Source organism: Janthinobacterium sp. Bl 1 (genome assembly GCF_058215535.1).
The window spans coordinates 3978043-4003495 of sequence record NZ_CM177086.1; the positions used below are offsets into that span (position 1 = coordinate 3978043).

A 25453-nucleotide genomic window follows, 5' to 3' on the forward strand; every position below is an offset into this window, starting at 1 on the left:
AATACCAATGATGAAGCCAACCAATCTGATTATTCTCGTATTGTTTTATTCACGCCATGGCGCCACGCGCCAGTTGGCCGAGCTGATAGCCCAGGGAGTGGAAAGCGTGCCTTGCTGCGATGCGCGCCTGCGCACCGTGCCCGCCGTCTCGACGGTGGCCGAAGCAACGGCGCCCGAGGTGCCGCCTGATGGCGCTCCATATGTGGAACTGGACGACTTGCAGGAATGCGCGGGCCTGGCCCTGGGCTCGCCCACGCGCTTCGGCAACATGGCCGCCGCCATGAAGTACTTCTGGGATGGCACGGCCAGCGACTGGCTGGCCGGCAGCCTGTCCGGCAAGCCCGCCTGCGTGTTCACGTCCACGGGCAGCCTGCACGGCGGCCAGGAATCGACCCTGCTGTCGATGATGATTCCCCTCTTCCACCACGGTATGCTGGTCATGGGCCTGCCCTACACGCATCCCGAACTGATGACGACATCCACGGGCGGCTCGCCGTACGGCGCCACGCACTGGTCGGGCATCGACGGCGACAAGGCGATCAGCGACGATGAAAAGCGGTTGGCCATCGCCCTGGGCCGGCGCCTGGCGGAAAACGCCGCGAAACTGGCAGGCGCATGATGCACGGCGTACTGCACAAGTATTTTCACTGGGGCGCCATCGCCAGCCTCGTCACACTGATCGTCTGGTGCGTGCTGTGGGAAACCGTCGTCGCCCCGCTGCAGCCGGGCGGCTCCTGGGTCGTCCTGAAGGCGGCGCCCCTGCTCATCCCACTGTACGGCGTCATCAAGCGCGACGTCTACACCCTGCAATGGTCGTCGATGGTGATCCTGCTGTACTTCACGGAAGGCGTGGTGCGCGGCTACAGCGACACGAACGCCACCTCGGCCCTGATGGCCTGGGGCGAAGCGGTCATCGTCTGCATCTATTTTGTCTGCGCCGTGCTGTATCTGCGTCCGTATAAAAAGGCGGCCAAGCGCATGGCCAAAGAACTGCTGGAAAAAGTGAATAAAGTGAGCATCAAGAAATGACTGACCGAGCCGACTTCCTTGCCGCCTGCCGCGACCTGCTGGGCGACACTTATGTACTCACCAACGACGCCGACACGGCGCCCTTCCTCACCGACTGGCGCGACCGGTTTACGGGCAAGGCCCTGGCCGTGCTGCGCCCCGCCACGGTGGAACAGGTGGCGGGCGTGCTGCGCGCCTGCGCGCAATGGCAGGTGCCCGTCGTGCCACAGGGCGGCAACACAGGCCTGGTGCTGGGCAGCATTCCCGACGACGCCGGCACGGCCGTCGTGCTGTCGCTGGCGCGCCTGAACAGCATCCGCGCGCTCGATCCCGTCAACCGCACCATCACGGTGGATGCGGGCTGCATTTTGCAAACCATCCAGGAAGCGGCCAGCGCCGCCGGCTGTCTGTTCCCCCTGTCGCTGGCGGCCGAAGGCAGTTGCACCATCGGGGGGAATTTGGCGACGAACGCGGGCGGCACGGCCGTGCTGCGCTACGGGAATACGCGCGAGCTGTGCCTGGGCCTGGAAGTGGTCACGCCGCAGGGCGAGATCTGGAGCGGCTTGCGCGGCCTGCGCAAGGACAATACGGGCTACGATTTGCGCGACCTGTACATCGGCGCCGAGGGTACTCTGGGCGTCATCACGGGCGCCGTCATGAAACTGTATCCGCAGCCGAAAGCCTGCATCACGGCGCTGGCCGCCATGCCTTCGCCCGCCCACGCGCTGCGCCTGCTCTCGCTGATGCAGGACCATTGCGGCGCCAGCCTGACAGGCTTTGAATTGATGTCGCAGTATTGTCTGCAACTGGTGGCGGAACAGTTCCCGCAACTGCCGCGTCCTTTCGCGGAGCAGCATGGCCAATATGTGCTGCTCGAATTATCGAGCAGCCAGTCCGAGGCGCACGCCGTGGAATTGCTGGAAGCGAGCATCGGCGCGGCACTCGAAGACGAGTTGATCGAGGACGCCGTCGTCGCCAGTTCCGTGGCGCAGTCCGAGGGACTATGGCAGCTGCGCGAACACATCCCGCTGGCGCAGGCGCAGGCGGGCAAGAACATCAAGCACGATATCTCGCTGCCGATTTCCTGCATCGCCGACTTCATCAGCGTCACGGATGCGGCCCTGGCAACGGCCTTCCTCGGCTGCCAGCTCGTGTGCTTCGGCCACCTGGGCGACGGCAACCTGCACTACAACGTGGCACCGCCCGCCGGCATGACGGACCGCGACTTCCTGGCCAACCAGGATGCGATCAACCGCATCGTGCATGACCAGGTCCACGGCTTTGGCGGCTCGATATCGGCCGAACACGGCATCGGCGCGCTGAAGAAGGACGACCTGGCCCGCTACAAGTCGCCGCTGGAACTGCAGCTGATGCGCGCTGTCAAACAGGCGCTGGACCCGCAGAACATCATGAATCCAGGGAAGATATTGTGACATCGCCGTCCCTCCTGCTATGTGCCATGGTCTTGCTGGCTGGTTCCGCCACTGCGCAGGACGTCTACAAATGCGTGCAGGATGGCCAGACCAGCTATAGCGCCACGCCCTGCACGGGCGGGCAGCTGCAGATACTCGAAGTTCCCTCGCCTCCGCCCGCCGTCGACAAGGGCGCGGCCACGCGCCAGGAACGGGTGGCCAGCCAGATGGAAGCGGCGCGCAAGCAGCGCGAGAAGCTCGAAGACCAGGCCCGTGAACGGGCCGCAAAACAGCTGGAGGCGCGCGACAAGCATTGCGCGCAGCTGCGCCTGGAGCAGAAATGGGCGGCACAGGACGCCGTCGGCGCGGGCGATAAAACCCGCGACGCGGCGCAACTGAAAGCGCGGCGTGCCGGCGAACGCCTGGCCGTCGAATGCCTGAATTGAGTGCGCCGCTGGCCAGCCCGGCGACGACGCGCCTGCTGTCGCGCTGGCTGCTGCTGGGCGAATGGCGCTTTCACCCCGTGCGCGCCCTCGTCGCCATCCTCGCCATCGCCATCGGCGTGTCGCTGGGCTTTGCTATCCATCTGATCAATGCGGCCGCCTTCAATGAATTTTCCACGGCCGTCAAAAGCCTGTCCGGCCAGGCCGACGTACAAGTGGCCGGGCGCGAAGCGCTGTTCGACGAAAGCATCTACCCGCAGCTGGCGCAGCGCGACGGCGTGGCCGTGGCCTCGCCCGTGCTGGAACTGCAAGCCGGCGTGGCCGGCAAGAAGGACGGCGGCCCGCTGCACATCCTGGCGCTCGACGTCTTCCACGCGGGCTTCATCTCGCCCGACCTGATCGGCGCGCCCGTCGATGGCCAGCCTTTCGACACCCTGGCCGACGACGCCGTCTTCTTATCGCCCGCCGCCCTGCGCTGGCTGGCCGTGGCCGAAGGCGGCCAGGTCGCCCTGCAATCGGGCACGGGCACGGTGTCCCTGCGCGTGGCCGGTTCGCTGCAACGGGCACGCGCCGGCCAGCGCATCGCCGTGATGGATATCGGCGCGGCGCAATGGCGCTTCAACAAGCTGGGCAAGCTGTCGCGCATCGACTTGAAACTGCGCCAGGGCGTGAATCGCGATGCCTTCCAGGCGGACCTGACTCGCGCACTGGAAGCGCAGTACCCGGGGCGTTTCCAGGTGGGCCAGCCCAATGATGAAAACCAGAATAGCCGCAACAATAACCTGAGCCGCGCCTACCGCGTCAATCTGACGGTGCTGGCCCTCGTCGCCCTGTTTACGGGCGCCTTTTTGGTCTTTTCCACGCAGGCCCTGTCCGTCATCCGCCGCCGCGGCCAGTTCGCGCTGCTGCGCGTGCTGGGCATGGAACGGGGGCAGTTGCTGCGCCAGGTGCTGCTGGAAGGCGCCAGCCTCGGCGTCGTCGGCGCCGCGCTGGGCATCGCCGGCGGCTACGCCATGGCCGCCGTGGCCCTGCGCTTTTTCGGCGGCGATCTGGGCGCCGGCTATTTCGCGGGCGTGCAGCCGCAGGTGCAGTTCACGCCCGTCGCCGCCTTCGTCTATTTCGCGCTGGGTCTCGGCGTCGCCTTGCTGGGCTGCGCCGCGCCCGCGCTGGAAGCGGCCCGCGCGGCCCCCGCCATCGCACTGAAATCGGGTAGCGAGGAAGTCGTGACGACGCGCCTGGCAAAAACCTGGCCGGCGCTGGCTTGTTTGCTGCTGGCCGGCGCCCTGACGTTCCTGCCTCCCGTGTTCGAACTGCCCCTGTTCGGCTATCTGTCCATCGCGCTGCTGCTGATCGGCGCCATCGCCCTGATGCCGCAGCTGGCCGCCGTCGTCTTCCGTTTCCTGCAACGCGCCTGGCTGCGCACGGAAACGAGCAAACATGCGCCCGTGCGCAGCCTGACCCTGGCCCGCCTGGCGAACGCCTCGGGCCAGGCTGGCATCGCCCTCGGCGGCGTGCTGTCGAGCTTTAGCCTGATGGTGGCGATGGCCATCATGGTGTCGAGTTTCCGCGTCTCCGTCGACGATTGGCTGCTGCAGATCTTGCCCGCCGACGTGTATGCGCGCACGGCCGCCAGCGGCGGCACGGCAGGCTTGAACCCGCGCGAACAGGCGAGCATCACCGCCTTGCCCGAGGTAGCCAGGGTGGATTTCCAGCGCGTGCGTTCGCTGTCGCTGGCGCCCGACCGCCCGAACGTGGCGCTGCTGGCGCGTCCCATCAATTTGCAAGACCCGGGCAAGAGCATGGTGCTGGTGGGCGACACCCTGCCCGTGCCCAATGGCGCAAAACCCGTGTGGCTGTCCGAAGCGGCGGCCGACCTGTACAACGTCAAACCTGGCCAGCAGATCGCCCTGCCGCTGGCGGGCGGCTTGCACCAGTTCTTTGTCGCCGGCATCTGGCGCGACTATGCGCGCTCGTCCGGCGCCATCCAGATGCCGCTCGACGATTACCGCACCCTGACCGGCGACAATGACGTGAGCGATGCGGCCCTGTGGCTGGCCAAGGACGCCACGGGCGACGCGCTGCAACAGCGCCTGAAAGCGCTGCCCTTCGGCGCCAGCCTGGAAGTGTCGAACCCATCGGCCATCCGCGCCCTGAGCCTGCAGATCTTCGACCGCAGCTTCGCCGTCACGTATCTGCTGGAAGCCATTGCCATCGTCATCGGCCTGTTCGGCGTGGCAGCCACATTTTCCGCACAGACCCTGGCGCGCGCGCGCGAATTCGGCATGCTGCGCCACGTGGGCGTGACGCGCGGGCAGATCTTATCCATCCTGGCGCTCGAAGGCGGCGCGCTGACGGCGCTGGGCATCGCCACCGGTTTTGTCCTGGGCCTGTTGATCAGCTTTGTGCTCGTCTTCATCGTCAATCCGCAATCGTTCCACTGGACCATGCAGCTGCACCTGCCGTGGCCCTTGATCGCCACCGTGGCCGGCGCCCTGCTGACGGCAGCCGCCGCCACGGCGCTGATCGCGGGCCGCCAGGCGCTGTCCGCTGGCCCCATCCGCGCCGTCAGGGAGGACTGGTAATGCGCCATATCGCCATCTTGTTGCTTGCGCTGGCCCTGCCTGCGCTGGCCGCGCCACCCGCCTTCGCCCCCGTCACGCCGCTGCCGGCCGGCCAGACCCTGCGCCTGCCGCACGACTTCGGCGCCCATCCCGCCTATAAAACGGAATGGTGGTATGCCACGGGCTGGGTAAAAACCGCCGGCGGCGAGCAGCTGGGCTACCAGGTCACCTTCTTTCGCAGCGCGACGGCCACCGACGCGGACAACCCCAGCGCGTTCGCGCCCAAGCAGCTGATCATCGGCCACGCGGCCCTGTCCGACCCGAAAGTGGGCAAGCTGCTGCACGACGAGAAAAGCGCGCGCGAGGGCTTCGGCCTGGCCTACGCCAAGGTGGGCGACACGGACGTGAAGCTCGACGACTGGCGCATGCTGCGGCAAAAAGACGGTACTTACCAGGTCAGCCTGGCCGCGCGCGAATTCAACTTGCAGCTGACCCTCTCCCCCACCCAGCCCGTGCTGCTGCAGGGAGAAGGCGGCTATTCGCGCAAGGGCGCGCGGCCCGCGCAATCGAGCTATTACTACAGCGAGCCGCAGCTGCGCACGACGGGCACGATCGCGCGCGCGGGCGGCAAGCCGGAAGCCGTGACGGGCACCACCTGGCTCGATCACGAGTGGTCGAGCCAGGTGCTCGATGCGGACGCCAGCGGCTGGAACTGGATAGGCGCCAACCTCGATGACGGCGGCGCCCTGATGGCCTTCCAGATCCGCAGCAAGACAGGTGCTAAACTATGGGCGCACGCGACATGGCGCGATGCGTCCGGTAAGATGACGCAGTTCGCGCCCGGCGACGTCGATTTCACGCCCACGCAGCTGTGGCGCTCGCCCCGCACGCAAGCCGAATACCCGGTCGCCACCGAGATCCGCACTGGCGCCACGCGCTGGCACATCAAGCCGCTGCAGCCGGACCAGGAACTCGATTCGCGCCGCTCGACGGGGGCCGTGTACTGGGAAGGCGCCGTGACGGTGGAGCGCGACGGCCAGCCGGTGGGCCGCGCCTATCTGGAAATGACGGGCTACGTCCAGCCGATGAAGTTATAAGCACTACCGAATATGTAAATCAAAGCGAAAAACAATGACAACCAGCACAGAAACAGGCAGCACCAGTTCAACAACCGCCGCAAGCACCGCACCCACGCCCGACACCGGCACCAGCCGCGAACTGAAAAAAGGCAGCCTGGCCGCCTTCAAGGGCTTGATGCCTTTCCTGACGCCGTACCGCAAGCAGTTCTTCCTGGCCGGTATCGCGCTGGTGGTGGCCGCCGCCTCGACCCTGGCCATCCCTGCCGCTTTCAAGCAGATGATAGACCTCGGTTTCGGCGGCGCGGCCGGTTCAAGCAGCATCCAGCACGTCGACCTGGTCTTCCTTGCCCTGTTCGGCGTGGCGTCCATCCTGGCGCTGGCCACGGCCGCGCGCTTCTATACGGTGTCGTGGCTGGGCGAGCGGGTCACGGCCGACATCCGCAGCGCCGTGTACCGCCACGTGGTCACGCAAAGCCCCGCCTTCTTTGAAACGACGCAGACAGGCGAAGTCCTGTCGCGCATCACCACCGACACGACCTTGATCCAGGCCGTCGTCGGCACCAGCATCTCGATGGCGCTGCGCAATGTGCTGCTGTTCCTCGGTGGCCTGGTGATGCTGTTCGTCACCAGTGCCAAGCTGGCCGGCATCATCATCGGCCTCTTGATCCTCGTCGTCGTGCCCATCATCGTCTTTGGTCGCCGCGTGCGCAAGCTGTCGCGCGATTCGCAAGACCGCATCGCCGACGCGTCGGCCATGGCCGGCGAAATCCTCAACGCCATGCCCACTGTGCAGGCATTCACGCACGAGAAAATCGAATCGAAACGCTTCGGCGACTCCGTCGAAGGCGCTTTCATGACGGCCATGCGCCGCATCCGCGCCCGTGCCCTGCTCACCATGATCGCCATCCTGCTCGTCTTCGGCACCATCGTCTTCGTGCTGTGGCTCGGTGCGCGCGCCGTGCTGGAAGGCTCGATGACGGGCGGAGACCTGGGCCAGTTCATCCTGTACGCGTCCATCGTGGCCGGCGCCATCGGCGCCCTGTCCGAGGTGATGGGTGAAGCCCAGCGCGCGGCCGGCGCCACCGAGCGCCTGCTGGAACTGATGGCCGTCAAATCGGAAATCGAATCCCCGGCCACGCCGCTGCCGCTGCCCGCGCGCGCCGCCACCGGCGCCGCGCTGTCGCTCGACGACGTCATGTTCTCGTACCCGTCGCGCCCTGATACCCACGCGCTCGATCACGTCAGCCTCGACATCCGCGCCGGTGAAACGGTGGCCGTCGTCGGCCCTTCCGGCGCCGGCAAGACCACGCTGTTCCAGCTGTTCCTGCGCTTCTATGACCCGCAAAGCGGCAGCATCCGCCTCGATGGCGTCGATATCAAGCAGCTGGACCTGCACACCCTGCGCGACGCCATCGGCATCGTGCCGCAGGATACGGTGATCTTCTCGGCCGACGCCATGGAAAACATCCGCTATGGCCGCGCCGGCGCCAGCGACGCGGAAGTGATCGCGGCCGCCAAAATGGCAGCCGCCCACGAATTCATCGAGCGTCTGCCGAACGGTTATAAATCGTTCCTCGGCGAACGGGGCGTGCGCCTGTCCGGCGGCCAGCGCCAGCGCATCGCCATCGCCCGCGCCCTGCTGAAAAACCCGCCGCTGCTGCTGCTCGATGAAGCGACCAGCGCGCTGGACGCGGAATCGGAACGCCTGGTACAAAAGGCGCTGGAAGCGGCCATGGTCGGCCGCACCACGGTCATCATCGCCCACCGCCTGGCCACCGTTCAGCGGGCTGACCGCATCATCGTCATGGAGGACGGCAAGATCGTCGAGACGGGCACGCACGCGTCGCTCGTCGCAATGAAAGGCATTTACGCCAACCTGGCTGCCCTGCAATTCCATCACGTACAAGTCAATTAAACAGAACCATCATGAACGCACTTTTCCACGCCAATCTGGGCATCACCGATTTCTGGACCTTTTTGCTGGGGACCATCTTCATCGTCATCCTGCCCGGTCCCAATTCCATGTATGTGCTGTCGGTCGCGGCCCAGCGGGGCGTGCGCACCGCCTACCAGGGCGCCTTCGGCATCTTCGCCGGCGACCTGATATTGATGGTGCTGTCGGCCTGCGGCGTGGCCTCCCTGCTGAAAGCCAGCCCTGCCCTGTTCTACGTCGTGAAATACATAGGCGCGGCCTACCTGGGCTGGATCGGCCTGCAAATGCTGATCGGCTGCTGGCGCAAGCTGCGCGCGCCCGCGCCGGCCGACGGTGAAGCGCCTGCCGCGCCAGCGCCTGTCAAGGAAAGCGATCCATTCCGCAAGGCGCTGATCATCAGTCTGATGAACCCGAAAGCCATTTTGTTCTTCATCTCGTTCTTCATCCAGTTCGTCGACCCTGCCTTCCCGAATCCCGTGCTGTCCTTCGTCGGCCTGGGCCTGATTTGCCAAGTGATCAGCTTTACCTATCTGACGGCCATCATCTTTGTCGGCGCGCGCCTGGCCGACACCTTCCGCCGCCGTCGCCGCCTGTCGGCCGGCATGGGTGGCGGCGTCGGCGCCATGTTCATCGGCTTTGGCGCGAAACTGGCCACGGCCACCTTGTGAGGAAAACACCGTGAACGAGCTTGAGCTGCGCCAGCGCTGCCATACCGTCCTGCCGGGCCACCGCCAGCCAACGCCAGCGGCCACCTTTACCGCCATGGCCGCCTGGTGCGACGCCAACGCTGTTGCGCACGACACCTATGGCGAAGGCGCGCTGATCGAACAGTTCGAGAACAAGATCGCCAGCCTGCTCGGTTTCGAAGCGGCCGTGTTCTGCATCACGGGTACCATGACGCAGGTGACGGCCCTGCGCCTGGCGTGCCAGGACCGCGGCTCGCGCCTGGTGGCGCTGCACCCCACTTCACACATCCTGCGCCACGAGCGCGGCAACCACGAATTGCTCGACCACTTCAAGGGCCTGATACTGGGCGACCCGCACCGTCCGTGGACGGTCGACGATTTGCGCGCCGTGCCCGATGCCCTGGGCGCCGCGCAGGTCGAGCTGCCGATGCGCGAAATCGGCGGCCAGTGCCCGTCGTGGGACGCATTGAACGACATCAAGCGGCACTGCCGCGAGCACAACATCCATTTGCACATGGATGGCGCGCGCCTGTGGGAAGCGCAAGCGGGTTTCAACCAGTCCCTGCCCGCCATCTGCGGCGGCTTCGATTCCGTCTACGTGTCGCTGTACAAGGGCATCGGCGGTTTGGGCGGCGCCGTGCTGGCCGGCAGCCGCCCATTTGTCGAACGGGCGCGCGAGTGGTTCCGCCGCCAGGGTGGCAACATCGTGCACCGCACGCCCTACGTGGTGGCCGCCGCCATGCAGTTCGACGCGCGCCTCGCCGCCATGCCGCAGTATTTTGCGCGCACGCAGTGGCTGTACGCGCTGTTGCGCGATTTTCCATCGATTGCCGTCAATCCCGCCGCCCCGCACGCCAACATGCTGCACCTGCACCTGCCCGTCTCGCGCGAGCGGGCCATCGCCATCCGCAACCAGGTGGCGGAAGACCATGGCATCTGGCTGTTCGGCCGCGCCAGCCACGCCGCCCTGCCCGGGCACAGCGTGGTGGAATGGTATGTGGGAGATAACTTGCTGGACCTGCCCGACGACACCGTGCGGCTGGCCTTGACGTTGCTGGATCAGGTCATGCGCATCAAGGAATAACCGTCGCAGGTTAGGTAGGTCGGCAGCGCGTAGCGCGAGGCGACCACCATGGTCACCACCAAAAAAAAGCGCCTGAAGGCGCTTTTTTCATTTCATGGCGGCCGGGTCGGCCGCCACTACCTGCTTAGAACTTGTAGTTGTAAGCGAGACCGATCAACTGCATGCGGGTCTTGAACAGGCCCTTGGTGGTTTCACCGTTGCCGGTGCAGCCAGGGGTCACCGGCGAGCAGTCATTCTTGTAGTTGACGTTGGCATCCTTGAAGTCGATGAAGCTGTAAGCCAGGTCGAGCGAGGAATTGGCGTTCAGCTTCCAGTTCGCGCCGATCGAGTACTGCATGCGGTCGCTGTCCGGCAGCGCTGGATGACGCAGCTCAGCGCTGCGCACTGGCGCCTGGTCATGCGCGATACCGGCGCGCAGCAGCAGGTTTTCGCTGTACTTGTAGTTGGTGCCCAGCGATACGCGGTAGGTGTTCTTCCACTGCTGGCGGATGCGCTCGGCGCCTTCGGCCGTCGGCGGGAACTGGATGTCCAGGTTCTGCAGGCGCGAAGTACGGGTCCAGGTGACGTCGCCCATCAAGGCCCAACGGTCATCCATCTGATGGAAGGCGTTGATCGACAGGGTTTCCGGCGTGCGCACTTCGACCAGCGCCTTGGAATTGACCTTGTTCGATGCCTTGGCGATGAAGGCATTGACGGCGGCGTTGTCCGACACTTGCGAGAAGTCCCAGATCGTGTCGCCTTTCAGCTTGTGCGAAATCGACGAACGGTAGGAAATACCGAAACGCGTACCTTCATTCATCTGGTACAGGTAGCCCAAATTGAAACCGAAGCCCCAGTCGTCGCCATCCATCGATGCGTGGCCATCCTTGGCGCCCTTCAGCGCGGCGCCGGCTGCCTGCGCGGCGGCCAGGCCCTGCGTCTTGGCGATATTGGCCAGGAAAGCTTGTGACGCGGCTGGCGCGTGCTGGGCCAGGAAGGCCACGGAACCCGGCACGTCGACCGCCTGGCCCAGTTCCGCCTTCATGTGTTCGGCGGTGACGCCGAAACCGAAGGAATGGTGTTCATTGACCTTGAAGGAAACGGAAGGATTCAGGGCGATCGCTTCGAGCTTGATGTTGGTGATCGCATAGCGGCCGCTCCAGTTATTGCCGTAATCGAGCTTGGCGCCGTACGGCACGAACAGGCCCATGCCGACAGTCCACTGGTCATTGAGCTTCTTGCTCGCATACAGGGCCGGCGCGAAGACGGCATCCGGCGCGTAGTCCTTGGTCGTGCCGCCCGGCGTGCGGCCGGTGAAGGTCTTCGAACCCGTGTCCTGGTAGGTCGAATGCGGTACCACCAGGGTGCCGCCGCCCAGGAATTGCGTGCCTTCCAGGCGCGACATGCCGGCCGGGTTGTAGAAAATGGTCGATGCGTCGGCCGCTTCGGCGCCGCTGGCATCGGCCGAGCCCTGGGCGGAAACGCTTTGCGAGCCGAAACGGTAGCCCGATGCTTGTGCGGTGGAGGAGATGCCGGCGAACGCGGCAACGATCAGGAGGGGCAGATATTTATGTTTCAAGTTAGTCTCTCTTTATTATATGAAGGTCTTCGGCACACTGTCGCGGGCATCTCAAGCCGCCCCGTCTTGCACTTTTCTTGCCGCCGTGAACTCCAATTCACTGACGGCATGAGCGAAGCATATAATATTTTTTAGAAAAAAGCGAACGTTCGCTCTTTTTATGAAACGGCGTTGTTTTCCACGCCAATCACGGCGTTCTACAGGGCCAGCGCCGGGGCTGGAAGCGGTATCAGAAAGCGCTGGTGCATCAGCGCCAGCATCTGTTCGGCGGGTACGGGGCGCGAGATGAAATAGCCCTGCACTTCGTTGCATTGCAGCGTGCGCAAGATGTCGAGCTGCTCGCGCGTCTCCACCCCTTCGGCCACCACGCTCATTCCCAGCGCGTGCGCCATCGACAGGATGGCGCGCACGAAGACCTCGCCCTGCTCCGAGCGGCCCAGCTCCATCGTGAAGGCGCGGTCGATCTTCAAGCCATCCATGGCGAACTTCTGCAGCTGCGACAGCGACGAGTATCCGGTGCCGAAATCGTCGACCAGCAGGCGCACGCCCAGCGCGCGGATGGCCGACAGCTGCTCCACGGCGCGGTTCTGTTCATCCATCATGGCCGATTCCGTGATTTCCACCTCGATCAGGCGCGCATCGATGCGATGCCGCGCCAGCGCCGATGCCAGCACCTGGTGCACGTCGCCGCGGCCGAACTGACGCGCCGACACGTTGATCGACACGGGCACCAGTTCCAGCCCGCTCGCCTGCCAGCGCGCCATCTGCAGGCACACCTTTTCGATGACGACTTCGCCCAGCTGCGAAATCAGGCCGCTGCTCTCGGCCACGGGAATGAATTCCAGCGGCGGCACCATGCCGTGCTGCGGATGATGCCAGCGCACGAGCGCCTCCATGCTGCACAGCTGTCCGCTCATGGCGTCGACCCGCGGCTGGTAGACGACGAGGAACTGGTCCAGCTCCAGCGCCGCCACCAGGCTTTGCTCGAGTTCGCGGCGGCTGCGGATGGTTTCGAACAGTTCGGGCTGGAAGAAGCGGTGATGGCCCTTGCCCGCCACTTTGACGGCATACATGGCGATGTCGGCGTTCTTCAGCAGCACGTCCGTTTCGGCGCCATCGCGCGGATACAGGCTGATGCCGATCGAGGCACCCATCTTGTGGCGTTCGCTGCCCAGGTAGAACGGTTCGTCGAAGGCGATGGCGATGCGCTGCGCCACCTGTTCGGCGCGGCTGTCGTCCTCCACGGGGTCGAGTACGACGACGAATTCGTCGCCGCCCAGGCGCACCACGTGGTCGCCCGGCCGCAGCACGGCTTTCAGGCGCAAGGAGGCGGCGCGCAGCACCTTGTCGCCCTCGGCGTGGCCCTGCGTGTCGTTGATATCCTTGAAGCCGTCCAGATCGATGAACAGCAGCGCCAGCATATGCCGCGCGATGGCGGCGCGGCCCAGGGCACCGGGCAGGAATTGCTGCAGCCAGTAGCGGTTGGGCAAGCCCGTCAAGCCATCCTCGTTGGCCAGGCGGCGCAAGTCGCGCTCGTGCTCCTTGGCCGTGCTGATGTCTTGCAGGGTGACGGCCAGGCGGTCGCCGCTGCGCACCACGCGCCGGCGTATCCAGCGCAGCTTGAACGGGTTGCCCTCCGGCAGTTCGATCTCTTCCTCGGAAAAACCGGAAACCATGGCGGCCCGGTAATTATGGATCAGGTCGCGGAAATACGGCTCGTGGGCGCGCGACTGCAGGCGCATGCCCAGCAATTGTTCGCGCCGCACGCCAAAATAACCGGCGCCCGGCTCGTTGCAATCGACCATCTCGAAATCGAGGATGCTGCCGTCCGCGCCGCGCAGGGCGGCAATGATATAAAAGCCGTCGCTCGTGCCTTCGGTGGCCATGCGGTAGGCATTGCGCACGCCTTCGGACTGGTGGTGGCGCCACGCCAGGCGCAGTGACAACATGGTGGCGATGGCGGTAAAGGCCAGCAGCAGCATGGTGACGGCCAGGGCGATGCCGATATAGATCGTGCGCGTTTCCTCGTAGGGGTGCAGCATTTCGCCGTCCGACAGTCCGACCACGGCCGTAAACGGATAGGCTTTCAGCGCCTGCCAGCCCACGTAGCGGCTTTGCTTGTCGGAAAAAGCGATCCTGCCGCCCGAATGCAGGGCACCGCTCTCCGTTTCCAGAAAGCTGGTGTCGAGAAACGGCGTGCCTTGTGCGCTCCGGGTCGGTAGCACGCGCGAGCCGAGGCGCGTGCTGAACAGCTCGCCCTCTTCGCCCACCATGGCGGACATGCCGAACTTGCCGAAACTGACGCTGTTATAGAATTCGGAAAAATAGCTGGAATGAATCGAGATCAGCAGCACGCCATCGAAATTGCCATCTTCATCTTCCAGCCGGCGCGTGAAATGCACGAGGCTTTCGTCGGCGCCGGGCACCGTGGCAGCATCGTCCGCATTGGCCGCATTGGCCCGCCCCAGCGCGATGCGCAGCGCGCTGGAATTGCTGCGCCAGTGGCGCAGCAGGAAATCGCTGCGCTCGTTGACCCGCAGGCGCTGCAGCGGCGCCGTGGCCGTCACGGGCTGGCCCTTGCGGTCGAGGATGGCGACGATGGCAAATTGCGGCAAGGCATACATGCCCTGCGTCTTCAATTGATCGAGACGCAGCTGGCCGCGCGAATTTTCCCATTCATACTTGAGCTGCAAGGTCAGCTGGTCCATCTGCTCCAGGGTGCGCAGCAGATACTGGCCATACGCTTTCGACAGCGAAGACACGCTGTCGAGCGCCTGCTGCTGCGCCACCTTTTTTTCCGCCTCCAGCTGCAGCAAGGTGGCCGTCCACAGCACGGCGCACAGGACCAGCCCCAGCAAGGGCCAGGCGAGGATCAGGCGCAAGTTGGCCTTGAGAAAATCGCCCCTGCTCATCTCCACCATGGCGCCGTTATTATTATTTACAAATTGTCGCAAGAACATGGTGCAGCGTCTGCCGTTTCTGTGTATTTCTTTAAGGACACACAAATTACCACAGAGTCATGTTTGCAGGTAAGACAGCAGCGTAATTATGTGTGCGGGTCGCAGACCGCCTGTCGCGCCTGCGTTACAATCACCATCCTTACCGTTGGAGAAATACATGCAGCAATATCAAGATTTGATCAAGACCGTGCTCGAAACGGGCAGCTGGCAAGACAACCGCACGGGCATCCGCACCCTGAGCGTGCCGGGCGCCATGATGCGTTTCGACTTGGCCAACGGCAATTTCCCTGCCGTGACGACCAAGAAACTGGCTTTCAAATCCGTGATCGGCGAATTGTGCGCCTTCCTGCGCGCCTCGCGCAACGCGGCCGAGTTCCGCGCGCTGGGCTGCAAGGTGTGGGACCAGAACGCCAATGAAAATGCGCAATGGCTGGCCAACCCCTACCGCGAAGGCGAGGATGACCTCGGTCCCGTGTACGGCGTGCAATGGCGCCAGTGGCCCGCCTATAAACTGCTGGCCGCCGACCAGCCCGCGCAAATCGCCGACGCGCAAGCGAACGGTTTTACGCTTGTCGCCCCCATCGTCGAAGACGGCGTGCAAAAAGTGCTGCTGTACAAGGCCGTCGACCAGTTGCGCGAGTGCCTGGACACCATCATGACGAACCCGGGCAGCCGGCGCATCCTGTTCCACGGCTGGAACCCGGCCGTGCTCGATGCCGTCGCCCTGCCCGCCTGCCACTTGCTGTACCAGTTCATCCCGAACGCCAGCACGCGCGAAATCTCGCTGTGCTTATATGTGCGCAGCAACGATATCGGCCTGGGCACGCCGTTCAACATCGCCGAAGGCGCGGCCCTGCTGCATCTGGTGGCGCGCCTGACGGGCTACACGCCACGCTGGTTCACGTATTTCATCGGCGACGCGCACATTTATGAAAACCACCTCGACATGGTGGAAGAGCAATTGAAGCGCACACCGTTCCCGGCGCCCAGGTTTGTCATTTCCGAGCGCGTGCCCGACTATGCGAAAACGGGCAAGTACGAGCCGGAATGGCTGGAAAAGATCGAGCCATCGGATTTCTCGCTGGAAGGCTATGAACATCACGCGCCAATCAAGGCCGCGATGGCCGTCTGAGCCGGGTAGCGTAACGCGCGGATCAGTTCATATTATTGAACCGCGCTTTTCAACTCACTCGCCTTCTTTGCGCCGGCCCTCAAAAGTTCCTGAACAATAGCCTGGTCCTTTTTATCGATGGCTTCGTCCAGGGCGGTTGTATGCCAGTTCCCGTCAACGTAATTGGGGTCGACTTTTTGGGCAACTAAAAACTTGACGTGATCGAGGTTCCCGAAGCGGGCCGAATACCAGAGCACATATCCGGTATTGCTGCCCCTGAAGTCGGCGTCGTGGCGTACCAGGAGATCAAAGACTTTCCTGGTGCTCGGATTATTGATATCCTTGAACGCATTTGAAAAATTCTCAATCGAGAAAAACGCATGCCTGGACTGTTTCAGGGAGAATTCAAAAGATTCTGCCCTGGAAAACAGCCATTCCAGCACCTTCAGACGTTGTTCCGGTGACAGTGTTTCGCTGTAAACAGCCGCGTACACCACGTCAGTCCAGTCCTGCTCGTGACCGGCCTCCGCGACAGGAAAACCTTTTATCTCCAGTGCTTCAAGCAGATCGACCCTGCCTGCCTTGGCCAAATCTGCCATCAGGTCACGCACATAGCTCCACGTTTTTTCCCGGTCCGGGATCTGATCGAAATAGCTGAAAAACTCGGCAGGCGTCCCTGAACTGATCGCTTTGAAAGTTTTGGTGGTCGCACTGGAATTGTATCGATAATCGGACAGCTGCCTTTTGGCGATGGATCTGATTTCATGCGATGACAATAAAAGCGCACTTGCAGCCAGCATGCCCAATGCGATCCTGGTGCCATTCTTATTATTCCTGTATAGAAAAAGCGCCAGAATGAAAGTATGGACATGCAGTATGCATGCGATAACGAAGATGAAAAAGGCAATTAACGCATCGCCATTGGGCCCACTGCCATCACTGGCCATGGGGAAGGTCTTGCGCATCAAGAACAAATAGACGATAGCCAGCAGACAGCATAAAAATACACTGGTCTTGAAATACAATTTCATCATTTGATCGAACCTGCCATCATGGAAGCAGGCAACATATTACAATAAAAATATTATTTTACCTGTCCGGCATTGTCCAGAATTTCTACTGGCGGCCGTCAGGGACAGTATCCATTCAACCGAAGTCAGCAGACAAATTAATCAGGAAGACGATGGCGATCACACCACTGGCAGCACTGCACCGCAAACTGTTCGACGAAACCGACGGCGTCAAGTTCGCCACGCTCAAGGATAGGCTGATCAAGAAACACGGCGAGAGCGACCGGCTGGCCGTGCTTGACATATTGAGCGCTTACGCGCGCGACGGCCAGCTGCTGCACTGGCGCACCTCATTGGTACACACCATGGCGGACCTGATACAAGCGCAGGAATTGCAGGAATTTTTCAGCTGGGCCGTGACCATGCCGCAACTGGCCTACTGGGGCATCGACGGCTTGCTGAAAAGCCAGGGCAAGGATGCTTACGAGACCGTGGTGGCGCTGGCTCTCTCGGACTCGCAACCGCTACAAGTCAGGGCCAAGGCCGTGAAAAGCCTGGCCGTGCTGAGCCGCCAGCCATTTGACGCCGGCTTGTCGGCCGTTCCCGACTACTGGAAAGCCGAGAGCCTGCCCCTCGACGATGTGCTGGCCTGGCAGCGCGATGGCTATCCGGACGGTGCGGGGTTTGCGCCACCGGCCACGCATGCGTCTTTGGAAGACCCTCGCTCCCCACTGGAAAAAGCGGCAGCGAAACTGGAAAAAAAACTGGCGGCCGAACGCAAGAAGGACCAGGACCTGGCGCGCCCATCGAACTGGCTGGTCATTGCGGATAATGCCGACCTGGCCGCCATCGACCAGCGCTGGGCTTTGCCGGAACAGTACCGGCGCTTTCTGGCCCGCTACTCTCCGCTGCGCGTGTATATCGACAGCAAGCGCTACTTCCAGGGCTTGAACCTGTACGGCGCGGCAGAGCTGCTCAAGGCACAGCACGGCTACTCGTACAATCCGGTTGACCAGGAAGTCATCGCCGGTTGGCCGGCCCACTACGTGGTGATTGCCGATGCGGGCGCCGATCCGTATTGCCTGGATCTATCTGCCATTGAAAATGGCGACGCGCCCGTCTACACGGCCGAGCACGGCGCAGGCGCATGGCATTTTGAACGCCACGCGGACAGCTTTGTCGACTTCCTCAAGGAAATCGCCAAAGCTGCTTAGCCCGGTTCGCCACCGGGGCCGCCCGGTCCTGGACCGCCTGGCCCGCCTGGCCCGCGTCCGCCTGGCGGACCGAAACGCGGTTCGCGCTCGCCCTCTTTCGCCGCCGACGTGGCGCCGCCGAGGCGGTACGACAGTCCCACGTAAATCATGCGTCCATCGAAGCGCCGCGTGCTCGTCTCGCGCAAGGAAGCGCTGTTGATGACGGTTTCCATCTTGTTGCTGCTGAACACATCGGTCACATTCATGACCAGGCTCAGCTGCGGCGTCACCGTGTGGCGCCAGCTCACATTCAGGGTATTGTTCGGCGAGCGGTAGCCCTGTCCGGACAGCGTCTTGCCTTGCATTTGCAGGGCCAGCTGCACCTGGTTGGCAGTATTGACCTGGTAATTGAGGCGCGCGCGGCCGCTCAGTGCATTCGCCGTGCGCGTGCTGCGGTTGCCCAGGTCGTCGGAACTCGTCTGCTGGCTGCGCGCCAGGTTGCCGCTCGTGTTCAGGGTCAGCGACGGCGTCAGCTTGCCGCTGACGCTGAACTCCAGGCCGCTCGAATGGCTACCTTCGCCGTTTTCCCGCGTGGTCAAGAGTACATTGTCGCTGATAAAGTAGCGGTAATCAACAATGGCGTCCGTGTCGCGCCGGTGGTAGGCGCGCAAGCTGCTTTCCAGGCCCGCGATCTTCGTTTCATAGCCGATTTCAAACGAATCCGTCTGCGTGGGTTTCAGCTGGGGATTACCGGCCGACACATTGAACTCGTCGCGGTAGACCACGTACGGGTTCAGGTCGCCCGCATTCGGCCGGCGGATGCGGTGCGCATAGCTGAAGCGCACATTGCTCTCGTCGCTGACCTTGTAGGTGGCGAACAGGCTGGGAATGTAGTTGACGTAATTGTTGCTGGCCTCGATGCCGCTCGTGATCTGGCGCACGTTCAAGTCCGTGTATTCGGCGCGCAAGCCGGCCAGCGCGCCCCAGCGTTCGGTCAGGCGCATCTGGTAGGAGCCATACAGGGCAACAGTGCGCTCGTCGAGCTCGAAACGGTTGCTGCGCATGGGGTTGACGATTTCCGCCAGGCTGGCCGGATTGATGTCCGTATATAAAGTGTCGAAGCTGCTCTTGTTGTCGGCCACCTTGTAACCGAGCTTGGCCGTGCCGCCCGCCAGCGGGCGCTCGTAGTCGCCGCTGAAGTCGACGATGCGGTTGCCCGTTTCGCTGTGCTGGCGTGCGCGGCTGTCGAAGGTGTTGACGGGCGCCACCGCGTAGGTATTCGCGTAATCGCTGTCGCTCTCGTTGGTCGACGACGACACGCGCAAGTCGATTTTGAGGGTTTCGCCCGGCAATTCACCCTTGTGGTCGTAGCGCGCGCCCCAGCTGTAATTGCGGCTGTCGCCATTGCGCACGGTGCTGCGCACATAGTCGCCGATGGTGCTGCCCGTGCTGTCGCCATTGATGTAGCGGTCGAGCGAGCGCTGGTCGTTGCTGCGTCCGTTATACGACACGCTGGCGGCCAGGGTGTCGTTGGCGTTCAGGTTGTAATTGACGGTGCCGTGCAAGCCCAGCGAGTCGTTCAAGCCATTGTTGGTGGATTGCTGGCTGCTGGGGGCGAAAGCGCCAGTGCCGCGTTCCAGGCGCTCGCGGCTGACCTCGCCCACGGAATTGCGGCCGTCATGGCGCACATTGATGCCGCCCTGATAGCCCCACGGGCCTTCGTTGTAGGTGCCGGACACGGCACTGTTGTAGCGCCCCGCGATGCCCGCGTTCGCGTTGACGGTGGCAAAGCCGCCCGGCTTGCGGTTGCGCCGCATCACCAGGTTCAGGATGGGGCCGCCACCGGCCTCGTTGCCGAACTGGGCGCCGGGATTGTTGATCACTTCCACGGATTCGATATCGTCGGCCGCCATGGCGTTCAGGGTGGCGCCGCGCGAATCGCCCTGCAGCATGGCCGACGGTTTACCGTCGATCAATATCTGCACATTGCTGCTGCCGCGCAGGGACACGGAACCATCGGGATCGACGGCCACGGAAGGCACATTATTCAAGGCATCGGCCGCCGTGCCGTTGCTGCTGCCCACGTCGGACTTGACGTCGTAGACTTGGCGGTCGATACGGCCCGTGGGGCGCTCGGCCGTCACGCTGACGGAAGGAGGCGCATCGGCAGCGGGCGCCTTGGCCGGTGCGGGCTTGACGACGGCGTCGCCGCTGGTAGGCGTGGTTTGGGCCTGGACAGCGGCGCCGGAAACGAGCAGGCTGCCGCCCGCCAGACAGTGAAAGAGGATTTTATGCATTTGCTTAAAAAATAATGGAGACGCTACGGATGAGGCACTACGCCGTGGCGTGAGGGCACAGGTGTGGGCACAGTTAAAGCATGCCACGACTCCATTACGCAAAGCAAATGCGAACCATTGTTATTTACTTCAATTTACAAATCTCTTGCACTTGTGGTCATACAGCCTCATCCGATGGCCACTACCTCAGCAAGCCATTGCCGCGCGCCAGTTTCAGCCAGCCCGGATATTCCGTCATCAACAAGTCATACAGTTCCGCATCGCTGTGCTCGTCGGGCGAGCTGACGGAAAAGTAATTGGCATTGTCGACCAGGCGCCCCTGCAATTCGTCGAGCTTTTCCAGAAACGGAAAATCGGAATCGGCAAAGGCGGAAAGAAACTTGCTTTTCGACTTGCGCCCCTTGCCGATGCCCATGAATTGCCAGAAGATGGGTTCATTGCTGGCCCAGCGCAATTGTTTCTCCGTCGTCGCCTGATCGCTCGTGCCGCCATCGGTGACGAACATGACGTACACGGGCAGCTCGGCCGCGACGGGCCGCGTGCGCTCGCCGCCGCCCTTGTCGGGGAAATAAAACGCGCGGATCGCCTGCATGGCGGCGCCATAGCGCGTGTCGCCTTCGAGCGGATGGCGCTGTATCGCCTGGCTTACATAGGTATTGCAGTTGCTCAAGGCCATGGGCGCCGGATGGTGGACGTTCTTGCCGAACAGGAAAACATCGATCTCGCCATCGTCGTCGAACTTGCAGCCCAGGGCCAGGATGCGTTCGGCAAAGCGCTGCACCAGCCCCTCTTTATACAGCCGTCCCATGGAGCCGGAAATATCGAGGCACAGACACACCTTGGCGCGGTGATCAAGCAGCCCCACTTTTTGCAGGGACACGCCCGCCTGCTTGACGAGGCTGACCAGTTGCGGCGCTTCGCGTTCCACGCGCTTTTCCAGATTGATCTTCGCCTGCATGACGGCCGAGGCCGCTGAGGGGGCAGTCTGCTCGACTTCACCGCCGAAGTGGCGCACCAGCGCATCGAGTCCGCCATTAAAACCTTGTCCCACGGCCATGCAGCGCCAGCCGCCATCCTTGCGGTAGATCTCTGCCAGCATGACGGCTTTTTCCTGTGCAAAATCCGCACCGGCAAACGCAAAGCGGGCCAGCTCGCGTCCACCCGCCTGCAGGCGCACGTGGCCAGCTTGCAGCTGCGACATCACGCCGCCGCCATCGATGGACGCCGTGACGACGAGGCGGTCTATGCCGGCCGGCAAGCGCGCCAGCTGCAAGGCAAACTCGGTCGTGTCGCCGCCGCTGCCGGCACGCGCTTCCACGCCGCCGCACGGCGTGCGCGGCTGGTTGAAAAAAGTCATGTAGCGTTCGTCGGACAGTTTGCCGGCCGCATCGAGGCCGAAGCAGGCCACGTCGAGCGCCAGCCCCTGCGCGGCCACGCCGATCTGCAGCACGCCATCGGGAACGAGATTGGCCAGCGGCAAGCGCTGTCCCTTGGACAAGGTTTCCATCAGTGCCTCCTAGGCGATGTAGCGGCGCGGATTGTCGGCATTGCAGTCATCTTCGTCTTCCTTGTCCTCGCCCTTGAAGACGACGGGACCGTTGAAGGCCAGCTGCAGGTTCTCGCCCTGCCAGCTCAGCCACGGTGTCGCTTCACTGCCCGGCTCCGACGTCTTGCCGGACGGCTCGAGGATGATGCTGTCGTTCGTGACGCGCGCCATGCCGATCACATAGGTGTAGACGGAGTCATCGTCGGCCGCCTTGGACAGGCGGAAGTCGAACGCGCACTCGACGACCTGCTCGCCATACTGCATGACCATCTTCGGCCGCATGGACGCGACCGAGACGGCGCCATTGGCCACCGCCGAATACACGCTGAAGACGAGGCCCACCGTGCCGCCGTAATGTTGCGCCAGCGCGGGGTTGACTTCCACCGTTTCCGTGGCCGGCTCCTTGCCCGCCGCGCCCGCCACGTCGCCCAGGTGGCGCACGTAGGGCATGGCGTCGAAGCTGCCTGCCGTGTCCGGCGCCTGGATGAAGCGCATCTGGCCATTCGGCAAGAGGATACCGACACGCAAATCGAGGTCGTCGTTATCGTCATCGCCATCGCCGTTATCGACCCAGGTGGCCTTGACGGTGAGCTTGCTCGGCGCACCCGCGCCCTTTTCCAGCGACACCTTGTGCGTCTGGCCCGCCTTGGTCAGCGAAATTTTGGACAGGGAAATCTTGGGCGCCGGTTCTGCTTGCGCCTGCGCCACTTCGCCGCCGAAATGCGCGACCAGCGCATCGAGGCCGCCATTGAAACCCTGGCCCACGGCCATGAAGCGCCAGCCGCCGTCCTTGCGGTAAAACTCGCCCAGCATGACGGCTTTTTCTTGCGCAAAATCGGCGCCCGCATACGTGTAGCGTGCCAATTCTCTGCCGCCGTCGAGCAGCCGCAAATGGCCGCTGCCCAGCTGCGCCATGGTGGCGTCGCCATCGATGGCGGCCGTGACGACCAGGCGCTCGATGAACGCAGGCAAGCGGTCCAGCTGATAGCTGAAACCGGCCGCATCGCCGGACGGCGCCGCAGTTTCCACGCCGCCACACGGCGTACGGGGCTGGTTGAAGAAAGTCATGTAGCGGTCATCAGACAGCTTGCCAGCGGCATCGAGGCCGAAACAGGCGAAATCCAGCGTCACGCCGGCGCTGGCCAGACCCAGTTGCACAATATTGCCCGTGACGAGGCCGGACAGCGCCAGGCGCTGCCCCTTGATCAGGTTTTCCATGGAGTCAGGGAGAAAGATGGGAGAGACAGAACCGGGCGGCGGTGCCACCCGGTACATTTACGCAAACAACTGGTTGTTAAGCATTAATACCGAACGAGCGGGCCAGAGGGCCCAGGCCGCCTTTGAAGCCTTGACCAATTGCCTTGAATTTCCATTCGCTGCCGGCACGGTAGACTTCGCCGAAGATCATGGCCGCTTCCGTCGAGCCGTCTTCCGACAGGTCGTAGCGGGCGATTTCCGCGCCGTTGTCGCCGTTCAGGCAGCGGATGTAGGCCTTGCCGACCATGCCGAAGTTCTGCTTGCGGTTTTCCGCGTCGTGGATGGTGACGGCCACGGCGATCTTGTCGATGTCGGCAGGCACGTTGGCCAGGTCGACGGCGATTTTCTCGTCATCGCCATCGCCGCCGCCCGTCGTGTTGTCGCCCGCGTGGACGATGGAGCCGTCGGCCGACTTCAGGTTGTTATAGAAAATGAAATCGGCATCAGAACGGGCCTTGCCATCCGTTTTCAGCAGGAAGGCGCTGCCGTCCAGGTCGAATGCGGCGCCATCGGTGGCGCGCGGGTCCCAGCCCAGGCCAATCACGATTTTCTTCAAGCCAGGAGCTTCCTTGCTCAGATTGACATTGCCGCCTTTTTGCAAACTGATCGCCATGGTGTTTCCTCTTTGTATAATTAGTGGGTTGCATTCGGTGTTTCAGGTCACGTCGCCGGTACCCTGGCTTGATGAGCCATGAGCCTACCATAAAGTGGCTGCTTGCCAGCCGCGCACTATTGAAAATAATGCCATGCAGAAAATACCATGCCGCTGCCCCAATACGCAAAATGACGGATAATGCCGCTCGACAAAAATTTTCCCAACCAAGCTTGCCCTTGAACAATACCAAGATACGGCTCGACTGCATCCCCGGCACCCTGTGCGACGAACGCCTGTGGTCGCGCCTGGCCCCTGCCTTGGGCGGCGCCTTTGATCTGCGGCACGTGCCCCTGCACGAGGCGCGCACGCGCCCGCAGATGCAGGCACTGATCGCCAGCCACAGCGCGCCACGGGCCCATCTGGTGGGCTTTTCGCTGGGCGCCTATCTGGCGCTCGAGCACGCGCTGGCGCACCCGCAGCGTGTCCAGTCCCTTACTTTGATCGCCAATTCCGCCAAAGGTTTGCTGCCGGCGGAAATCGAAGCGCGCCAGCGCATCGTCGCCATGCTGGAACGCAATGCCTATGCGGGCATCACGCGCCAGCGCCTGCGCGAACTGCTGCACCCATCGCACTTACGATACATCGGCATAACGGATCTGATCCGGCAGATGGGTCTGGACCTGGGCAAGGACGTGCTGCTGGCGCAATTCATCACCACCATCGATCGCCCGGACCTGATGGCGCGCTTGCCGGAACTCGATTTTCCCGTGCTGATCGTGGGTGCCGAAGACGACAAGCTCGTCAATCCCGACGACCTGCGCGCCATGGCCGCCCGCTTGCCGCAGGCCACCCTGCACCTGCTGAAAGAGAACACCGGCCACATGATTCCGCTGGAGGCGCCGGGACCGCTGGCCGGCGCCATGCGTGCGCATCTGGAGGCAGCGGGCAATTTCAACGATAATGACGGGCATCGGGCATCGCCCCCACCACTTTGACAGAACCAATGAGCCATCTGACCATCATCGTCGCCACCGACCAGCAAGGCGGCATCGGCATCGACAACACCCTGCCGTGGAAATTGCCGGAAGACATGGCGCACTTCAAGCGCTTGACGACGGGCCACCCCGTCCTCATGGGCCGCAAGACCTTCGATTCCATCGGCCGTCCGCTGCCGAACCGCCGCAACATCGTCATCACGCGCAATCCGGACTGGCGCCATGAAGGCGTGGAAGCGGTGCCATCAGTGGAAGCGGCCATCGCCCTGCTCGATGGCGCGGAAGCCTATGTCATCGGCGGCGCCGAGATCTACAAGCAGTCACTCCCCCTGACACAGCGTTTGCTCATCACGGAAATCGGCCAGACATTCGATTGCGACGCTTTTTTCCCCGCCGTTGACCATGCCGTGTGGCAAGAGACCGCGCGCGAAGCGCATGTTTCAGAGAAATCCGGCCTGCCTTACGCCTTTGTCACGCTGGAACGCAAAGCCTGATAAGGTTGAGAATGATGGCCAGAATGTTGCTGTAATACCCCTGTCACACCCATGCGTCACGCTAGCGTACGCTTGTGATGCTTGGGGGTGATATTTTTTTCCCGCAGAGGCCGCATTTCTGCGAGAATCCCGTTCTTATTTTTTTTCTGCGGCTGCCGGCTTGTATCACCGCCTGAGGTCGCGCCCTAGTCCGCCCCTTCACATCTGTCAGGGGCGGCTTGCTTTTTTGGA

Annotated in this window: 20 protein-coding genes; 13 read left to right on the top strand and 7 right to left on the bottom strand. The window is 63.1% G+C overall.

Translation table 11 applies throughout. The features are described from left to right. The first annotated feature begins 10 nt into the window (after window positions 1-10). From wrbA to AC4BCN_RS17960, 9 genes are read left to right on the top strand one after another with little or no spacing between them, the layout of a single operon-like run. Complete coding sequence (wrbA, locus tag AC4BCN_RS17920; RefSeq protein ID WP_490493614.1) at window positions 11-619, top strand: NAD(P)H:quinone oxidoreductase; 609 nt, start codon at window positions 11-13, stop codon at window positions 617-619. Beyond that, on the top strand, window positions 619-1029 hold the full coding sequence (locus AC4BCN_RS17925; protein ID WP_070302812.1) for a DUF2069 domain-containing protein: 411 nt from the start codon (window positions 619-621) through the stop codon (window positions 1027-1029). Before wrbA ends, AC4BCN_RS17925 begins: the two co-directional genes overlap by 1 nt. Beyond that, window positions 1026-2441: an FAD-binding oxidoreductase gene (locus tag AC4BCN_RS17930; RefSeq protein WP_490491391.1), complete on the top strand. Its 1416-nt coding sequence runs from the start codon at window positions 1026-1028 to the stop codon at window positions 2439-2441. Before AC4BCN_RS17925 ends, AC4BCN_RS17930 begins: the two co-directional genes overlap by 4 nt. Beyond that, on the top strand, window positions 2438-2866 hold the full coding sequence (locus AC4BCN_RS17935; RefSeq protein ID WP_490491392.1) for a DUF4124 domain-containing protein: 429 nt from the start codon (window positions 2438-2440) through the stop codon (window positions 2864-2866). Before AC4BCN_RS17930 ends, AC4BCN_RS17935 begins: the two co-directional genes overlap by 4 nt. Then, window positions 2854-5445, top strand: a complete 2592-nt coding sequence (locus AC4BCN_RS17940) for an FtsX-like permease family protein (protein WP_490491393.1) — start codon at window positions 2854-2856, stop codon at window positions 5443-5445. Before AC4BCN_RS17935 ends, AC4BCN_RS17940 begins: the two co-directional genes overlap by 13 nt. Continuing rightward, window positions 5445-6521, top strand: coding sequence for a lipocalin-like domain-containing protein (locus AC4BCN_RS17945; RefSeq protein ID WP_490491394.1), 1077 nt, complete (start codon window positions 5445-5447; stop codon window positions 6519-6521). Before AC4BCN_RS17940 ends, AC4BCN_RS17945 begins: the two co-directional genes overlap by 1 nt. Before the next feature lie 34 nt (window positions 6522-6555). After that, window positions 6556-8418 (top strand): ABC transporter transmembrane domain-containing protein, encoded by a 1863-nt coding sequence (locus AC4BCN_RS17950; protein WP_139089501.1) that lies wholly within the window; start codon window positions 6556-6558, stop codon window positions 8416-8418. An 11-nt stretch (window positions 8419-8429) separates the two neighbouring features. Beyond that, the gene (gene leuE, locus AC4BCN_RS17955) at window positions 8430-9104 is read left to right on the top strand and encodes a leucine efflux protein LeuE (protein WP_034755533.1); all 675 of its coding nucleotides are present in this window, start codon (window positions 8430-8432) and stop codon (window positions 9102-9104) included. Between the two features lie 10 nt (window positions 9105-9114). Further along, a complete protein-coding gene (locus AC4BCN_RS17960) occupies window positions 9115-10206 on the top strand; it encodes a threonine aldolase family protein (protein ID WP_490491395.1) in 1092 nt (363 codons plus the stop codon). 124 nt (window positions 10207-10330) lie between these two features. Here AC4BCN_RS17960 and AC4BCN_RS17965 read toward each other — a convergent pair whose 3' ends face one another. Next, window positions 10331-11764, bottom strand: a complete 1434-nt coding sequence (locus AC4BCN_RS17965) for an OmpP1/FadL family transporter (RefSeq protein WP_490491396.1) — start codon at window positions 11762-11764, stop codon at window positions 10331-10333. Window positions 11765-11961: 197 nt separating this feature from the next. Next, complete coding sequence (locus AC4BCN_RS17970; RefSeq protein WP_490491397.1) at window positions 11962-14724, bottom strand: bifunctional diguanylate cyclase/phosphodiesterase; 2763 nt, start codon at window positions 14722-14724, stop codon at window positions 11962-11964. Between the two features lie 157 nt (window positions 14725-14881). Here AC4BCN_RS17970 and AC4BCN_RS17975 point away from each other — a divergent pair, with 157 nt between their 5' ends. Continuing rightward, window positions 14882-15856: a thymidylate synthase gene (locus AC4BCN_RS17975; protein WP_490491398.1), complete on the top strand. Its 975-nt coding sequence runs from the start codon at window positions 14882-14884 to the stop codon at window positions 15854-15856. A 32-nt stretch (window positions 15857-15888) separates the two neighbouring features. Here the strand turns inward: AC4BCN_RS17975 and AC4BCN_RS17980 are convergent, their stop codons facing one another. Continuing rightward, window positions 15889-16869, bottom strand: coding sequence for an ankyrin repeat domain-containing protein (locus AC4BCN_RS17980; RefSeq protein WP_490491399.1), 981 nt, complete (start codon window positions 16867-16869; stop codon window positions 15889-15891). Window positions 16870-17018: 149 nt separating this feature from the next. Here AC4BCN_RS17980 and AC4BCN_RS17985 point away from each other — a divergent pair, with 149 nt between their 5' ends. Further along, on the top strand, window positions 17019-18059 hold the full coding sequence (locus tag AC4BCN_RS17985) for an SMI1/KNR4 family protein (RefSeq protein ID WP_490491400.1): 1041 nt from the start codon (window positions 17019-17021) through the stop codon (window positions 18057-18059). Here AC4BCN_RS17985 and AC4BCN_RS17990 read toward each other — a convergent pair. The 4 genes from AC4BCN_RS17990 to AC4BCN_RS18005 all read right to left on the bottom strand — a co-directional run bounded on the left by AC4BCN_RS17990 (window position 18056) and on the right by AC4BCN_RS18005 (window position 23751). Then, window positions 18056-20335 carry a TonB-dependent receptor domain-containing protein gene (locus AC4BCN_RS17990; protein ID WP_490491401.1) on the bottom strand — a complete coding sequence of 760 codons (2280 nt, stop codon included), beginning with the start codon at window positions 20333-20335 and terminating at the stop codon, window positions 18056-18058. The two genes, AC4BCN_RS17985 and AC4BCN_RS17990, sit on opposite strands and share 4 nt — an antisense overlap. 181 nt (window positions 20336-20516) lie before the next feature. Continuing rightward, window positions 20517-21842, bottom strand: a complete 1326-nt coding sequence (locus AC4BCN_RS17995) for a VWA domain-containing protein (RefSeq protein ID WP_490491402.1) — start codon at window positions 21840-21842, stop codon at window positions 20517-20519. A 9-nt stretch (window positions 21843-21851) separates the two neighbouring features. Further along, window positions 21852-23099: a TerD family protein gene (locus AC4BCN_RS18000; protein WP_490491403.1), complete on the bottom strand. Its 1248-nt coding sequence runs from the start codon at window positions 23097-23099 to the stop codon at window positions 21852-21854. A gap of 76 nt (window positions 23100-23175) precedes the next feature. Then, window positions 23176-23751: a TerD family protein gene (locus AC4BCN_RS18005; RefSeq protein WP_034755514.1), complete on the bottom strand. Its 576-nt coding sequence runs from the start codon at window positions 23749-23751 to the stop codon at window positions 23176-23178. A gap of 218 nt (window positions 23752-23969) precedes the next feature. Here AC4BCN_RS18005 and AC4BCN_RS18010 point away from each other — a divergent pair, with 218 nt between their 5' ends. Both AC4BCN_RS18010 and AC4BCN_RS18015 read left to right on the top strand, forming a co-directional pair. After that, on the top strand, window positions 23970-24728 hold the full coding sequence (locus AC4BCN_RS18010; RefSeq protein ID WP_490491404.1) for an alpha/beta fold hydrolase: 759 nt from the start codon (window positions 23970-23972) through the stop codon (window positions 24726-24728). Window positions 24729-24736: 8 nt separating this feature from the next. Then, on the top strand, window positions 24737-25222 hold the full coding sequence (locus tag AC4BCN_RS18015) for a dihydrofolate reductase (protein WP_490491405.1): 486 nt from the start codon (window positions 24737-24739) through the stop codon (window positions 25220-25222). Window positions 25223-25453: the final 231 nt, after the last annotated feature.

What these genes read in the sequence shown, in the direction of transcription:
- AC4BCN_RS17945 (WP_490491394.1), top strand. Translation starts at nt 5,445, where the DNA reads ATGCGCCATATCGCCATCTTGTTGCTTGCGCTGGCCCTGCCTGCGCTG.
- AC4BCN_RS18015 (WP_490491405.1), top strand. Translation starts at nt 24,737, where the DNA reads ATGAGCCATCTGACCATCATCGTCGCCACCGACCAGCAAGGCGGCATC.
- leuE (WP_034755533.1), top strand. Translation starts at nt 8,430, where the DNA reads ATGAACGCACTTTTCCACGCCAATCTGGGCATCACCGATTTCTGGACC.
- wrbA (WP_490493614.1), top strand. Translation starts at nt 11, where the DNA reads ATGAAGCCAACCAATCTGATTATTCTCGTATTGTTTTATTCACGCCAT.
- AC4BCN_RS17925 (WP_070302812.1), top strand. Translation starts at nt 619, where the DNA reads ATGCACGGCGTACTGCACAAGTATTTTCACTGGGGCGCCATCGCCAGC.
- AC4BCN_RS17985 (WP_490491400.1), top strand. Translation starts at nt 17,019, where the DNA reads ATGGCGATCACACCACTGGCAGCACTGCACCGCAAACTGTTCGACGAA.
- AC4BCN_RS17975 (WP_490491398.1), top strand. Translation starts at nt 14,882, where the DNA reads ATGCAGCAATATCAAGATTTGATCAAGACCGTGCTCGAAACGGGCAGC.
- AC4BCN_RS18005 (WP_034755514.1), bottom strand. Translation starts at nt 23,751, where the DNA reads ATGGCGATCAGTTTGCAAAAAGGCGGCAATGTCAATCTGAGCAAGGAA.
- AC4BCN_RS17930 (WP_490491391.1), top strand. Translation starts at nt 1,026, where the DNA reads ATGACTGACCGAGCCGACTTCCTTGCCGCCTGCCGCGACCTGCTGGGC.
- AC4BCN_RS18000 (WP_490491403.1), bottom strand. Translation starts at nt 23,099, where the DNA reads ATGGAAAACCTGATCAAGGGGCAGCGCCTGGCGCTGTCCGGCCTCGTC.
- AC4BCN_RS17990 (WP_490491401.1), bottom strand. Translation starts at nt 20,335, where the DNA reads ATGCATAAAATCCTCTTTCACTGTCTGGCGGGCGGCAGCCTGCTCGTT.
- AC4BCN_RS17980 (WP_490491399.1), bottom strand. Translation starts at nt 16,869, where the DNA reads ATGATGAAATTGTATTTCAAGACCAGTGTATTTTTATGCTGTCTGCTG.
- AC4BCN_RS17995 (WP_490491402.1), bottom strand. Translation starts at nt 21,842, where the DNA reads ATGGAAACCTTGTCCAAGGGACAGCGCTTGCCGCTGGCCAATCTCGTT.
- AC4BCN_RS17950 (WP_139089501.1), top strand. Translation starts at nt 6,556, where the DNA reads ATGACAACCAGCACAGAAACAGGCAGCACCAGTTCAACAACCGCCGCA.
- AC4BCN_RS17940 (WP_490491393.1), top strand. Translation starts at nt 2,854, where the DNA reads ATGCCTGAATTGAGTGCGCCGCTGGCCAGCCCGGCGACGACGCGCCTG.
- AC4BCN_RS17970 (WP_490491397.1), bottom strand. Translation starts at nt 14,724, where the DNA reads ATGTTCTTGCGACAATTTGTAAATAATAATAACGGCGCCATGGTGGAG.